This window comes from Cytobacillus oceanisediminis (assembly GCF_022811925.1).
GTDB classification, from domain to species: Bacteria; Bacillota; Bacilli; order Bacillales; family Cytobacillaceae; genus Cytobacillus; species Cytobacillus oceanisediminis_D.
Window position 1 is genome coordinate 1,228,765 of sequence record NZ_CP065511.1, and the last position, 14,013, is coordinate 1,242,777.

The following is a 14,013-nucleotide window of genomic DNA, read 5'->3' on the forward strand; positions in this document are numbered from 1 at the left end:
ACAGGAAGCTGCCTTATTTTATTATAAAAATAATGCCATCAGTTCTTCATCATAGTACTTTCCATCAATCTTCAGTGCGTGCCTCTCCTTGCCGTAAACCTCGAAGCCGAAAGAAGCATAAAGCTTTTTAGCTGGAATATTTTCAGATATTACGGCCAGGTGAATTTGTTCAACTCCGTCCCATGAGCGGGCCTTTTCCACAGCCTTGCCAACCAGGACCTTGCCAACGCCATTCCGACGCGCGGACTCTGTAACGTACATCGCATAAATATTGGAACGATGATTCATTTTCACTCCTGTATCTCTTACTAAACTGACTACACCTATTAGTTTTCCATCTTCAAATGCGCCGAAGTGAAAGGAGTTATCCCCCTTAAATCTTTCTCCATACACTTCAGGAGGCCTCCCGGCTTCCTCCTCATAGCTTGAACCAAATGCTTCCGGATTCTTTTTTAATCCTTCCAATCTTATCTCTTTGTATATTTCAGCATCATCCGGGCGCAGAAGCCTAATTTTCATCCTGGACACTCCTTTATTTTTTCCTAACCCCTAGATTCTCGTTAACAGTAAAAACTCCTTTAATATTTTTCTAAATATAGTTTTTTTCTGCCTTTATAAGGGAACAGGATAAAAAAAAGGTACAGGAGGGATTGGAATGTCTAAGGAAAACAGCAAGGACTTAAAAGATATGTAAAAGGGCAAAATACCGGGCAGAAACAAGAGCAGTCATTAAAAAATCAGGAGCGTAAGCCGGATCAGCAAAACCGTTTGAAGGACCAGGAGAATATGAGGAAGTAATTTTAAGAGGGAGCTATGAAGAATAGCTCTCTTTTTAAAAAGGAAAAAAGACTTCCGCCCCGAATAGTAAGCAATGGTTTATTCATATTGAATATACATATAAAAAGGGGGACGCAGAATGGGAGTGCTGTTTGGTTTAATTATCGCGACTCTGGCTTTCGCTTATTGGATCGACCGAAGAAGGAAAAAGATAAATAATACGATCCAAAAAGGAATCAGCCCAAGTGAAAAACCGGGGGAAAGCACGAATTATACGATGGGTGATAATCATTATACCGGAGGCGGACAATAGCCATGGAGTTTTGCGTTATCAGCAAGGCTCTTCTTTTTTTTCGGACCATGCTTTCTTCTCCTGAAAATGGGAAAAGCTAATGTTGCCTGGTTTCTATAGGGCATCAAAAAGGGTATAAGGAATCATACATATTGTAACCTTTTTAGATTTGGAGAAGTGGGCTATGAAAAAAAGAAGAGTTGAATCCTTATTTGTTTTTATCCTGATTGCATCAGTGTATACGATATTTTTCACGGATGCCGGCTCGCCAATTAAAATCGGTGCTGTCCTGCTTTATGCAGCTGTTATTTTTATCAGCGTCTATTCCTTGATGCTTGAGAATCGCAGCCCTAACCAGACCTTGCTGTGGATGTATGTGCTGGTGTTTTTTCCGGTTGCCGGCTATCTGTTTTATTTGTTTTCCGGGCAGCTTTATTTGAAGGGCTACTTGTTTAAAAGCAAAAGGAGCAGGGACAGGGATGAATGGAAAAGGCTGATGAAAAGAGAAGACGCGCCTGATATATCATTCCTGCAGGACAGCCAGCACTGCTTTGCAAAATTCGCCAATAATGTGGCATTGACCCCGCTAAGCACCAATTCACGGGCGAAGATCCTTAAAAATGGCGAGGAGACATTTAATGAAATCAAGAATAAGCTGCGGGAAGCAGAAGAGTTTATCCATATGGAATATTACATTTTCCGGTCTGACAGGCTTGGCAAGGAAATCATCAATATCTTGATGGATAAAGCCAGGCAGGGTGTGGAAGTGCTGTTTATTTTTGATGCGGCAGGCAGCATGGGGATTACACTGGAGGACTTGCAGTCGATGGAGGATGCAGGCATTAAGGTAAGGCCATTTTCTCCACTGAAGTACGGTTTTTTCAATCAGAAATTCAACTTCCGAAACCATCGCAAGATTGTTGTAATAGATGGGAAAGTCGGCTTTGTGGGAGGATTGAATGTGGGCGTTGAATACCTGGGCGAAAATGAAAAAATCGGCTTCTGGCGGGATACTCACATGCTCCTGAAGGGGGAGGCTGTGTACACACTGCATACGGTCTTTCTGCTGGACTGGGAATATGTCAGCAAGGAAGATGTGCTGGAGGAATACAGAAATGTAAAGTATCCAATTGATGATGATGTGCTCGATGGTGCGGTGCAGGTGGTGGCCAGCGGTCCCGACACACAGCAGGGAATTATGAGTGATCTGTATTATTCAATGATTTCCTGCGCGACACGGTCCATTTGGATTGCCACACCTTATTTTGTCCCCGATGAATCCATTCGCACCGCATTGAGGGTGGCTGCGGCTAAAGGAGTGGAAGTGCGCATCCTGGTCCCTGAGATCAATGACAGCTTCCTGACACAATACGCAAGCCGGTCTTATTTTGCGGAACTGCTTCGATATGGTGTCGAAATTTATTCCTATAAAAAAGGCTTCTTGCATCAGAAGATCATTATCGTTGACGGAATCCTCGCTTCAATAGGAACTGCGAACATGGATATGCGCAGCTTCCACTTGAACTTTGAAGTAAACGTCTTTCTATACGGTACAAGCTCAATCCGTGATCTTGCCGCCCATTATGAGGAGGATCTGGAAGAAAGTGAAAAGATTAGCCCTGTCCAGTATTATAAACGCGGACTGGCGGAAAGATCGAAGGAATCCTTCGCCCGGCTGTTTTCAGGGGTATTATAAAGAAAGTGCCATGGATGTGGCGCTTTTTTTGTGTGGAAAACAGTTTTTCAAATAGAGTAAACTTGCAAATAAAGCAGCTGAACTTGCAAATAAATAAGCGAAATTGCAAATAAAGCAGCTGAACTTGCAAATAAATAAGCGAAATTGCAAATAAAGCAGTTGAACTTGCAAATATACTTGTGAAGCTGCAAATAGAGCACCAGAACCAGCAAATAGATAAGTAAACCTGCAAATAGACCAAGCCCCCGTGCAAATAGAAATCCGAATTTGCAAATAACCTCATTTAAGTCTCCAGACCGAGGCATAATCATCCTCCTTATTGGTCAAAAAAGGAAAAAATCATACTAAAATGAAGATCAGTACGGTATGATTAGAATAGTTTGAAAAGTTAGAAAGAAGGAGGGTTTTTATGCTTTCACAATCAGTCATTCATGATGTTATTACAGCAGCCCTGGCTACTGGCGGGGATTTTGCGGAAGTGTTTGTTGAGGATCGTTTCACCAATAACCTTGCACTTCAGGGCGGGAAAATTGAGAGCAGCTTATCGGGCAGGGATTACGGGATCGGCATTCGCGTGTTTAAGGGGCTGCAGAGTGTTTATGCTTACACAACGGATGGATCAAAGGAAGGTTTGCTGAAAGCTGCAGGCAATGCTGCCCAAGCGATCAGAGGAGATAAAATCATTCAGCCTGAACAGCTGCAAAAAGAAATCATACCGGCAGCTCATCCTATATCTCTTAATCCGCGCGAAGTGGAGAAGCTTCGCAAAGTAGAAGTGATGAAAAAGGCTTACGAAATTGCGAAAAACTATCATAACAGCATCCAGCAGGTTACGGTCAGGTATTTGGATGAAGAACAGAATGTGCTGATTGCCAACTCGGAAGGTAAATTTGTTGAAGACCGCCGGGTGCGAAGCCGCCTTGCCATTCAGTCGATTGCTGCAGAAGGAAACCAAATGCAGCCTGGATTCTATGGACCTGGAGCTCATAAAGGCTTTGAATTCATGGAAAATCTGAATCTTGAGCATTATGCCAATGAAGCTTCCCGCATCGCGGTTACGATGCTTGGGGCAGAGCCATGCCCGAGCGGAAAATTGCCTGTCATCATCGATAATGAATTCGGCGGCGTTATTTTCCATGAAGCATGCGGACATGGCCTGGAAGCTACATCTGTGGCGAAGGAAAACTCCGTTTTTGCAAACCGGATCGGCGAAAAAGTGGCCTCAGATGTCGTTACATACATTGATGACGGCACGCTTGCCAATGAGTGGGGATCGATTACGATAGATGATGAAGGCGAAAAAGCCCGTAAAAATGTGCTGATTGAAAATGGGATTTTAAAAGGTTACTTGATTGATAAATTCGGGGGCCGCAGAATGGGCATGGAGTCGACAGGCTCAGGAAGACGGCAGTCCTACCGCTTTGCACCGACTTCCAGGATGACCAATACGTATATTGCGAACGGCAAATCCACTCCGGAAGAAATCATTTCAAATACAGAGTACGGAATTTATACAAAATACATGGGCGGCGGCCAGGTCAATACCACAACTGGCGATTACAATTTTGCTGTCATGGAGGCGTATCTTGTAAAAGACGGGAAAATCGGCAAGCCGTTAAAAGGTGCTACATTAATAGGGAATGGCCCGAAAACTCTACAGCTGGTTGATATGGTGGGGAATAACCTGGACCATGGTGCAGGCATGTGCGGGTCACAAAGCGGAAGCATCCCTGTCAATGTTGGCCAGCCGATGATCCGCGTAAGCGAAATGACTGTTGGCGGCACAAAGGGGGGCGAATAATATGAATCTGCAGGAATTTAAGGAAAAGCTATTTCATCTTGGCGGGCAGCATGGTTTTACAGATATGGAGCTTTATTATGAGAGAGAGGAAAAGTTCGCCTGCGAGCTTTACAAAGGAGAAATCGATTCCTACGACACTTCCGAAGTGTTCGGAACCTCCTTCCGAGGCCTTTACGAAGGCAGGATGGGCTATGCTTTTACTGAAAAACTGGATGAGGAATCCCTGTCTTTTCTGATCGAGAATGCGAAGGAAAACTCTCAATTTATAGAAGATGAAGTACAGGAAGAGATCTTTGCCGGCAGCGAACAGTATGAAAAAGGAAGCTACTATTCAGCTAATCTTGCGGAAGTTACAATCTCTGAAAAAATGAACCTGCTTAAGGAAATAGAAAAGCACATCTATGCATATGATGAGCGGGTAACCGGGACTGATTATTTCATGCTGAGCAGTGGTGAAACGGAAAGGGTTCTCCTCAACAGCAAAGGCCTGAATCTCAGCGAAAAGAACAATCATGCCGGCATTTATGTATCAGTCATCGTTAAGCAGGGAGATATAGTGAAAAATGGTGAATACTCCAAGTTTACGAGAGACTTTTCCATCTTGAAACCGGAGGAAATTGCCAAGCATGCAGTAGAAGAAGCATTATCTCAGCTTAATGCCAGAAGTGCTGAAAGCAAGAAATATCCTGTATTATTGAGAAATGATGCTGCCAGCGCCCTGCTTCAGACATACATCCCTATCTTCTCAGCGGAAAATACCCAAAAAGGGCAATCGGCTTTAAAGGGCAAAACAGGTGAAATCATTGCTGCAGCGTCATTGAATATAGTAGATGATCCATTTTTAGAAGAAGGTCTGCTCAGCTCTAATTTCGACAGCGAAGGGGTCGCCACTGCCAGGAAAGATATTGTGAAAGACGGCCGGCTTGTTACCTTGATGCATAACCGCAAAACAGCTCAAAAAGATGGAGTGGAATCGACGGGGAATGCCTACAAAGCTTCTTATAAAGGCGCTTTAACGGTAGCTCCAACGAACCTTCATGTCATTCCATCTGATCAAAGCTATGATGAGCTGGTGTCATCGCTCTCAGAGGGCATAATCATAACCGAATTATCCGGCCTCCATTCCGGTGCCAATACCGTATCAGGGGACTTTTCCATTGCGGCCAACGGCTATTATGTCAGAGACGGAAAAGTGCAAAATGCAGTAAACCAAATGACGATAGCCGGAAACTTCTATGAGCTATTGAATAATATTGAAGCCATCGGCTCAGACCTGGAATTCTCGATGGGATTCATGGCAACAGGCTACATTGGTTCGCCATCTCTATTAATCAGGGAACTGGCAGTGACGGTGGAATAAGGAGGACGAACAATGAAACCCCTTGGAACCAGCCGCCTAATTCTTCGCAGCCTTACCCTTGACGATGCACCCAAGGTAGAAGAATATGCAAGAGATTATGATGTGGCCAAAACAACACTAAATATTCCCCATCCCTATCCTGAAGGGGGAGCAAGGGAATTTATTACAAGCATCCTGGAAGCAGAGAGGAACGGTAAAATTGCGATTTTCGCCATTACGAAAAAAGTGGATAATAGCTTAATAGGGCTCATCAATATTACAGGCACTAATGCAAACAGAAGAGCAGAAATCGGCTATTGGATCGGCAAACCGTTCTGGGGAAAAGGGTATGGTACAGAGGCAGCAAGGGCAGTTATTAAATATGGATTCGAAGAGCTCCAACATAACCGCATTTATGCCCTTGCTTTTACAGACAATCCTGGATCATGGAGGATTATGGAGAAGTCAGGAATGAAGCATGAAGGAATTTTGCGCCAGCATGCGATGAAAGATGGCAGACCGATAGACCTGACTTATTATGCGATTTTACGGGAGGAATATATAGGGGAAGGTGCCGCCATTTGAATCCCGATCCGCATTATGTTTCAATGGAAGCAAATCATTTTTTATATGGAGGTTCATGTGCGGATCATTGCTTCCCACCCTTTTATAACAGTCAGCCGGAAGATCGTTTGGAATCAGCAGCAATACATTGAAAAGGAACTTTATCTTCACTTATATGAAGATCACATCCTTTCGCCAACGGATAAATTTCTGATTGATGAAGTTTGGGATATGTCATACAGATCTTCCAATTGCGAAATTGGTTTTCTCTACCTTCATACCAATCGGGGGCTATTCTCTTACCAAGTAAAGTCAGAGCCAAACCAGTTTATAAATCTTTATAGAGATCTAAAAAAGTAACAAAGCCGGAATTGTCATACACAACAATTCCGGCTTTGTTATTAGGCCTGTTCTGTCAGGCGTACAAGCATATGGGCCAGCTTATGCTTTTCTTCATCATTGCCAGCTTTCCATAATTCTTTCAGAAGCTGTTCTTCACGGTTTTTTGGCTCCACGTTTTCAGCCAGGTAGCCAGCCACTTTTTCCGCTGTTACCGCAAGCTGTTCCTCATTTAATCCCAGCTTTTTTCCAAGTTCGATTCTTTCAGCCAGATAGCTTTTAAACTCATCGAAACTGCTTAGAATATCTTCCGCTCTTTCATTCGACATCTTGTCCATTGCACTCTTGATATTTTTTGTATACAATTCACCATCTTGTTTGATTACATGATCCTGTTCATTCATTTTTACAGACCTCCCAAAAGAACGTTTTCTTATTAAATATCCTTTTGGGGGCCAACCTAAACTTGTTTAAATCTCGCTGGATGGAGATTCCTGAACATCTTTCAATTTCTTGAATTTTACTTTTGATAAAATAACGCCAATTTCATATAGCCCGATAAGAGGCACAAGGACAAGAATCTGTGAAAATAAATCAGGCGGTGTAATTAGGGCTGATACGACAGCCATGATCAAATAAGCGTATTTTCGCATCGAGCTGAGCATGGCTGGGGTGACAATGCCGATCGTTGTCAGAAACAATAACAGCAAAGGCACTTCAAACAGAAAACCAAAAGGAATGGTAGACATCAGCAGAAAAGAAAAATACTCCCTGGCAGTGATCATCATCGCAAAATGTGATTCACCCAATAGCATTAAAAACTGATAAATAGCAGGGAATATAATAAAAAAGCCGAAACAAAGACCGCCGATAAAGCTGAAAAGAATGGCCGGAAAAAACATTAAGGATACTCTGCTTTCTTTTTCCGTTAATGCCGGCTTTACAAATAGCCAAATCTGATAGGAGATAAAAGGAAGCGCAAGTCCAAGGCTTATGCTTCCTGCAATTCCCGTATACAGCTTAATGACATCCAGCGGCCCAAGCATGACAAGCTCATGATCATTTGCGAGCATGGGTATCAGTCTGTTGATGAAAAACAGACATAGGGCAAAACTGGCTATAAAGAAAAGCAGTGATCGAATCAGCACTTTTCTCAGATCCGTTAAATGCTCTACAAGGGTTTGTTCTTCCGTTTTCATTCTAAACCCTCCTATTAAAGCGGTTTATCCTTCCGATCAGCCGTTTCAATTGAGCGTGTTTTTGAATCGGGTTCATCATCGTCGCTCATAATATCTCTGGCTGATTTTTTGAATTCTGATAAGGTCCTTCCAAAGGCAGACCCGATCTCAGGAAGCTTTTTTGGCCCGAAGATAATTAAGGTAATAACGAGGATAATAATCAATCCGGGAATTCCTATATTTGAAAGCCCCATGATGTTCACTCCTTTTTGTGGATTTTCTATGCTAACAGACCGCCTTCTTTGCTGTATTTGATGATTCCTTCGGCAGCACGGTAGGCGAGTGCCCCAACTGTTCCTGTCGGATTATACCCTCCGTTGTGAGGGAAAGCGGATGCGCCAATGACAAATACATTTTCTGCATCCCACATCTGCAGATAGTTATTTACAGCTGATGATTCGGGCTCAGCCCCCATGATCACGCCGCCGGTATTGTGGGTTGTCTGATAAGGGACGATGTCATAGTGCTCCAGCTGCTGCCTGTCGTTAATTTTTGCCGGTCCCATTTCCTTCATGATTTTGTCTGTGATTTTTCCAATATAGTTATAAAGATTCTTATCCTGTTCCGTGAAATCATATGTCAGGCGAAGCAGAGGGAGCCCGTAAGCATCTTTATATGAAGGGTCCAGGTCCATATAATTGTGCTGCACAGGCATGGAAGCCCCCTGTGTTCCAATGCTCAATGCTCTTGTGAAATACTTAATGGAGTTCTCCTTGAACTTGCTGCCCCATTTCGGTGTATCAGTCGGAACCATATTATATTGGATTGGACGGTATCCTGATTGGTTGATCGAAATGGAACCGCCATGGATGAAGCCAAGATCGGAGTGGTCAAAATTGTCTCCATTGTAATCATCCACAGTTGCACCAAGAGCACCGGCACCCATAAATGTATTAAATTGTTCTTCATCAAAAAATCCTGCTGACCCGGGAAGGATCTGGTAGCAATAATTCTTTCCGATAACCCCTGATCCTGTATCAGGATTGTATGGGCGCCCCAGTTTGGATGTCAGCAGCAGGCGGGTGTTATTCATGACATAGCTTGTCAGAATAACCATTTCTGCCGGCTGGATGAATTCTTCCTTTGTTTGCACATCCACATAGCGCACACCGGTTGCTTTTTTGCCGTCATGGATAATTTCTGTTACATTCGCAAAGTTGCGGATATCCACATTTCCTGTTTCTTTGGCAAACGGAATGACGGCCACGGTCGGATCTGCCTTTGCTCCATATTCACAGCCGAAGCGTTCACAAAACGCACAATACTGACATGGAGCCAGCTTGGCGCCATATTGGTTTTCATAAGCCTGGCTCATATTGCCGGATGGCATATGGTAAGGTTTCATCCCCAATGACTTCGCTGCTTCTTTAAATCTAGCCGTAATGGGCGTCTCCTTCATTGGTGGATTTGGGAACGGATTCGCTCTCTTTGGCCCTAACTCGCCTTCTTCTCCGCTAATCCCTGCCGCTTTTTCAAATTCGTAGAAATAGGGCTCCAATTCATCGTATGTAATGCCCCAGTCCTGAACTTGAAGACCTTTAATCTTTGCTTCGCCATATTTTTTAACCGTCTGCGACTTAATTTCAAAGTCATAGGGCAAAAAGCGGAAGGTATGCCCATTCCAGTGAACACCGGATCCTCCTAAGCCCTCGCCAAGCAAAAAGGAGCCAAGCTGACGCATAGGAAGAGATCTTTCTTTCCCGTGGTTGCGGAACGTGATCGTTTCTTTTGAAAGATCCTGCATTAATTCATAGCGGATTCCATAGCGAAGTTCATCATGGACAACATAGTAGTCCTTGACTCCGCGCTCTTTCCCCCGCTCCAGACCAACTACTTTTAACCCCTGTTTTCCAAGTTCAGCCGCAATGATGCCGCCTGCCCATCCGACTCCTACAACGACTGCATCTGTTTTTGGCAATGTTTTAGCCATTTTTACCACTTCCTTAAGAGATAGTACTATTTGGTATATGAATGGAGACTGTTCGGTTTAATTTCAACAAATTTTTCAGACTCTATTTGATTGATATAGCTCATTTGATGGCCAGGAAAGTCTTTCATTTTCCAGCCTTCCATATTCTTGTTGCCGGCATAGGCAGGATCTGCATAGACGCCTTCAATAGTTGCTGCCCGGAGAATATTAAAAAATGTCCTTGAGGTAACACCACGAAGCTCTACTTTATCCTCCTCAAAGGCAGTAAGAATTTCATCCTGCTGTTCACCCTCAAGTTCAGCAAAAGGCTTATTGAACTTATCACTGCTGTAGGTCTGCAGGGCGGCCAGGCCGACATCAAAGACCTCATGCCGTTTTAAAGGGGATTGGTAACCCTGAAAGTTTGAGCCTGGGAAGAATGGGCCCTGCATATATTCCCTTGTATTGTTTCCCCATGAGCCCGCAAGCTGATGGTCGATAAAAAACGGAACATCCAAATCATTAGCGCCAGGGCCATTTTCATCCTTTGGATAAATTCTTTCAACGGCCGCCTGCAGGATTCCGAATATCTCAGGGTTTGTGAAATATAAAGGTGACTGCTGGTAGGCAACCTGATCATGCCCGTTTGTATGGGCATTCTCTTCCGTTGCTGTACCGTCTTTATTCATGTTTGCACCAATTAAGCCGCCAAGAATGCCGCCTCCTACCAAACCCCCGGCAACTAACCCGGAATTGCGGATGAATCTCCTCCGGGACATGGTTGATTCTTGTTTTTGTTCATGTTCAGACATTTAGCTAGAAACCTCCTTTTATTTGCCATTATGGTGAAAAAAATACATGTCTAAACAGTGATCAGGAGTTTTTTAGCAGATAGTGAGAAAAGAAGACGGGTGAGAAGTGGATTTATGAGGCATTAAAAAAGATGCAAACCGATTGGTCTGCACCTTTTTTAAGTCCGATGACGGACAACCTGAGGATTATGATTTGCATAGGGCCGAACCGATTTTAAATATATCGGTTATAGACGAGAGTGCCTTTCGAACGCTCTGCAAACCCTCCCTGATTTCTTGCAATGCCAATGACGAACCTTGAAGTCGCTGTTACGCTTTTCATCGTCAACCAGTCCCTTCCGTTTTGTTATTGGCCTTGCATTAATTGTTTACCACGAGAACTTGACTTAAAACCTATTTCTTTTAAAAAATGAAGTTCTTTTTCTATTCAGTTTTATCCCTGATGGATAAAATATAAGAAAGGAAGTGAAACGCAATGAATACGAAGAAAGAAATCCGTGAGTACATATGGAATTATCTTGAGGAGAATAAGCTTGGCCGCTTTCCGTTTCCTTTAAAAAATAGAATCCCCAATTTCAAAGGAGCTGAAAAAGCGGCTGCATTTGTTTTTACTATGCCTGAGTATAAAGAGGCTAAGGTAATTAAAGTAAATCCTGATTCTCCGCAGCTGCCGGTCCGTTCACAAATTTTAAAAGATGGAAAGACATTGCTGGTTCCCACTCCAAGGCTGAAAGCAGGATTTATTATGGTAAAGCCCGAATGGGTGCCCGCCGGGGAGGAGCGAAAAGCAGCGAGCCTTAAGCATATCCACTCATATGGAAAAGAAGTTCCTCTCACAGAATTGCCGAAAATTGATTTGTTTTTTGCCGGATCAGTGGGCCTTCATCGGGATGGCCGGCGTGTCGGAAAAGGGGAGGGCTATGCTGACCGTGAATATGCCATAATCAGAGAGCTGGGAAATCCCGAAATCCCTGTGATTGGAACAGTCAACAGCGCCCAGATTACAGAGGCAGATATCCCGAGGGACCCATATGATTTGACTGTCGACTGGATTGCAACCGAAAAGGAACTGATCAAAACCAATACGCCATATCCAAAGCCTGAAGGCATTCAATGGGAGCTAGTAACCGAGGAGCAAATGGTAGAGATGCCAGTATTGCGTGACGTATGGGAGATTACAAAAGGAAAGGCAGCCAAGTAATTGACTGCCTTTTAAGCTTTAACTTCGTCCATTTTCTTTAAAACATCATCAATCTTTGCGTGATCTTCAGGTGATTCATCAATATGCTTCCATAAAATGTTTCCCTGCGGTGAGAACATAAAAAAAACAGGAGATCGCACTCCTGTTTAGTCCCTGCTCCCCAAAATTCCAAAAATGCGAAGAATATTAATGAACAGGTTGATAAAATCAAGGTATAAGTTAAGAGCCATCAAAGGAACTTCTTCCGGTGACACTCCATAATGCTTCATGCGGTTGAAATCGAATAGCACATATCCGCTGAACACTAGCACTCCGATGAAGGAGAATGCCAGCATAGCGTTAGAGCTTAACGGCCAGAAGATGCTGAAAACAGAGATCGCAATAAGGGCAAGCAATGCCGCCATCAGCATGCCGCCAAGGAAAGATAAATCCCGCTTGGTTGTCGTAGCGTATACAGCCAGGCCTGTAAACACAACCGTTGTCGCTGCAAGGGCGACCAATACAGGGTTCGGGCCAATGGCCGCCAGGTAATGGGCAACAATCGGATAGGTCGTCATCCCTGAAATAAATGTAAATACATACAGGAATGGATAACCAATGGCCTTTTTGCGGCGAAGCAGGAAAGCGAAAAGCAGCATTCCGAGTTCAAGAACCATGAGCGGCAAAAATAGGGCTGGAGGGATGAAAACACCCGCCATCGTTCCGATAAAAGCAATCCCTAATGATAAGGCAAACGCCCGTAAAACAGAAGGCAAATAACTGTTATTTGCGGTATGCTGTACATACATTTTTTCATTTCTCCTCTAAAATAATTTGTATATGTATATACGTCAGAACTATTGTTTAAGTTTCATCATTTATTTGGTTTTTAAAAGGTCTCTTATTTCAGTTAAAAGCTCAACGTTTTTATCCACAGCTGGTGCAGGCTTTGCTTCTTCTTTCTTTTTGAAACGATTGTTGATAATCCTGATAAAGACGAAAATCGAGAATGCCACTATGAAGAAATCAACCACATTTTGTATGAATAAACCGTATTTGACCTCCGCGCTGCCAACCTTTACCATCAGATCCCTAAAGTCAACTCCGCCCATCAGCAATCCAACAAGCGGCATGATGATATCATCTACAAGAGAAGATACAATCTTTCCGAAGGCAGCTCCGATAACAACCCCGACAGCCAAATCAAGCACATTTCCCTTTAGGGCGAATTTTTTAAACTCATTCCACATAACATGTCACCTTTCTTTGAAAATTACCGTAATTATACTATGAAGAATAAATGAAAACCAGATAAGGAAGCCCCTATTGACAGAAACAGGCTTTTTCTCTATAGTAACAATGACAATTATATTTCGAATATTCCCGTGTGAGCGGGAGAGGTTCATAGCTTCACCCTCTATAAAAAACTATGGCTTTGATTATAATAATCAACCATATCCATAAGAGGATATGGTTTTTGTTTTTTCAAGCTGTACTTTTTGGACCTCTCCTTAGGATCAGCGGGATCATATAAAGGGAGGCTTTTTTTATGTCAGGAAGAAAAGATGAGGAATTAACGGATATTACACTATTGGGAAATCAGGGTACAAACTATCTTTTTGAATACTCGCCTGAGATTCTGGAGGCTTTTGACAATAAGCATCCAAACCGCGATTATTTTGTAAAGTTTAATTGCCCTGAGTTTACGAGTCTTTGCCCGAAAACGGGACAGCCGGATTTTGCGACCATCTATATCAGCTATATTCCGGATCAGAAAATGGTAGAGAGCAAGTCATTAAAGCTATATCTTTTCAGTTTTAGAAATCATGGCGATTTCCATGAGGACTGCATGAACATCATTATGAACGATCTTATTGAATTAATGGATCCCCGCTATATTGAGGTTTGGGGTAAATTTACGCCACGTGGCGGAATCTCCATCGATCCGTATTGCAACTACGGAAAGCCGGGGACGAAATATGAAAAAATGGCGGATTACCGTTTGATGAACCATGACCTTTACCCGGAGACAATTGACAATCGTTAAGACCATAGCTTGCTTAAAG

General features: G+C 43.2%; 16 protein-coding genes and 1 riboswitch. Of the genes, 8 read left to right on the forward strand and 8 right to left on the reverse strand.

The window, feature by feature from the left end; translation table 11 throughout:
• Positions 1 to 21: 21 nt before the first annotated feature.
• Positions 22 to 519, reverse strand: coding sequence for a GNAT family N-acetyltransferase (locus IRB79_RS06360; protein ID WP_243507485.1), 498 nt, complete (start codon positions 517 to 519; stop codon positions 22 to 24).
• 397 nt (positions 520 to 916) lie between these two features.
• On the opposite strand from IRB79_RS06360, the gene IRB79_RS06365 reads away from it, so the two are divergent.
• The 6 genes from IRB79_RS06365 (at position 917) to IRB79_RS06390 (ending at position 6,829) form a co-directional block, all read left to right on the forward strand.
• Positions 917 to 1,090, forward strand: a complete 174-nt coding sequence (locus IRB79_RS06365) for a hypothetical protein (protein WP_243507487.1) — start codon at positions 917 to 919, stop codon at positions 1,088 to 1,090.
• A gap of 163 nt (positions 1,091 to 1,253) precedes the next feature.
• Positions 1,254 to 2,765: a cardiolipin synthase gene (gene cls / locus IRB79_RS06370; RefSeq protein ID WP_243507489.1), complete on the forward strand. Its 1,512-nt coding sequence runs from the start codon at positions 1,254 to 1,256 to the stop codon at positions 2,763 to 2,765.
• Positions 2,766 to 3,174: 409 nt separating this feature from the next.
• Positions 3,175 to 4,566, forward strand: a complete 1,392-nt coding sequence (locus tag IRB79_RS06375; RefSeq protein WP_243507491.1) for a TldD/PmbA family protein — start codon at positions 3,175 to 3,177, stop codon at positions 4,564 to 4,566.
• Position 4,567: 1 nt separating this feature from the next.
• Entirely contained in the window at positions 4,568 to 5,926 is a 1,359-nt protein-coding gene (locus IRB79_RS06380; RefSeq protein WP_243507492.1) for a TldD/PmbA family protein, read from the forward strand.
• 12 nt (positions 5,927 to 5,938) lie between these two features.
• Entirely contained in the window at positions 5,939 to 6,490 is a 552-nt protein-coding gene (locus IRB79_RS06385; protein WP_243507494.1) for a GNAT family N-acetyltransferase, read from the forward strand.
• Between the two features lie 57 nt (positions 6,491 to 6,547).
• A complete protein-coding gene (locus IRB79_RS06390; protein ID WP_243507496.1) occupies positions 6,548 to 6,829 on the forward strand; it encodes a hypothetical protein in 282 nt (93 codons plus the stop codon).
• Positions 6,830 to 6,870: 41 nt separating this feature from the next.
• Here the strand turns inward: IRB79_RS06390 and IRB79_RS06395 are convergent, their stop codons facing one another.
• The 5 genes from IRB79_RS06395 to IRB79_RS06415 all read right to left on the reverse strand — a co-directional run bounded on the left by IRB79_RS06395 (position 6,871) and on the right by IRB79_RS06415 (position 10,767).
• The gene (locus tag IRB79_RS06395) at positions 6,871 to 7,212 is read right to left on the reverse strand and encodes a DUF3243 domain-containing protein (RefSeq protein ID WP_243507498.1); all 342 of its coding nucleotides are present in this window, start codon (positions 7,210 to 7,212) and stop codon (positions 6,871 to 6,873) included.
• Between the two features lie 66 nt (positions 7,213 to 7,278).
• The gene (gene tatC / locus IRB79_RS06400; RefSeq protein WP_243507500.1) at positions 7,279 to 8,007 is read right to left on the reverse strand and encodes a twin-arginine translocase subunit TatC; all 729 of its coding nucleotides are present in this window, start codon (positions 8,005 to 8,007) and stop codon (positions 7,279 to 7,281) included.
• Positions 8,008 to 8,021: 14 nt separating this feature from the next.
• Complete coding sequence (gene tatA, locus IRB79_RS06405; RefSeq protein WP_095244370.1) at positions 8,022 to 8,240, reverse strand: twin-arginine translocase TatA/TatE family subunit; 219 nt, start codon at positions 8,238 to 8,240, stop codon at positions 8,022 to 8,024.
• A gap of 26 nt (positions 8,241 to 8,266) precedes the next feature.
• Positions 8,267 to 9,976, reverse strand: coding sequence for a GMC family oxidoreductase (locus IRB79_RS06410; protein WP_243507501.1), 1,710 nt, complete (start codon positions 9,974 to 9,976; stop codon positions 8,267 to 8,269).
• Positions 9,977 to 10,002: 26 nt separating this feature from the next.
• Positions 10,003 to 10,767: a gluconate 2-dehydrogenase subunit 3 family protein gene (locus IRB79_RS06415; RefSeq protein ID WP_243507503.1), complete on the reverse strand. Its 765-nt coding sequence runs from the start codon at positions 10,765 to 10,767 to the stop codon at positions 10,003 to 10,005.
• Between the two features lie 475 nt (positions 10,768 to 11,242).
• On the opposite strand from IRB79_RS06415, the gene IRB79_RS06420 reads away from it, so the two are divergent.
• Positions 11,243 to 11,968 (forward strand): 5-formyltetrahydrofolate cyclo-ligase, encoded by a 726-nt coding sequence (locus IRB79_RS06420; protein WP_243507505.1) that lies wholly within the window; start codon positions 11,243 to 11,245, stop codon positions 11,966 to 11,968.
• Between the two features lie 146 nt (positions 11,969 to 12,114).
• On the opposite strand, the gene IRB79_RS06425 is transcribed toward IRB79_RS06420, so the two are convergent.
• Both IRB79_RS06425 and mscL read right to left on the reverse strand, forming a co-directional pair.
• The gene (locus IRB79_RS06425) at positions 12,115 to 12,756 is read right to left on the reverse strand and encodes a Bax inhibitor-1/YccA family protein (RefSeq protein WP_243507506.1); all 642 of its coding nucleotides are present in this window, start codon (positions 12,754 to 12,756) and stop codon (positions 12,115 to 12,117) included.
• Between the two features lie 69 nt (positions 12,757 to 12,825).
• Positions 12,826 to 13,197, reverse strand: a complete 372-nt coding sequence (mscL, locus tag IRB79_RS06430) for a large conductance mechanosensitive channel protein MscL (RefSeq protein ID WP_243507508.1) — start codon at positions 13,195 to 13,197, stop codon at positions 12,826 to 12,828.
• Positions 13,198 to 13,338: 141 nt separating this feature from the next.
• Positions 13,339 to 13,384: riboswitch (PreQ1 riboswitch) on the forward strand.
• Between the two features lie 112 nt (positions 13,385 to 13,496).
• Here mscL and queF point away from each other — a divergent pair.
• Entirely contained in the window at positions 13,497 to 13,994 is a 498-nt protein-coding gene (queF, locus tag IRB79_RS06435; protein ID WP_095244376.1) for a preQ(1) synthase, read from the forward strand.
• The last annotated feature ends 19 nt before the right edge of the window (positions 13,995 to 14,013 follow it).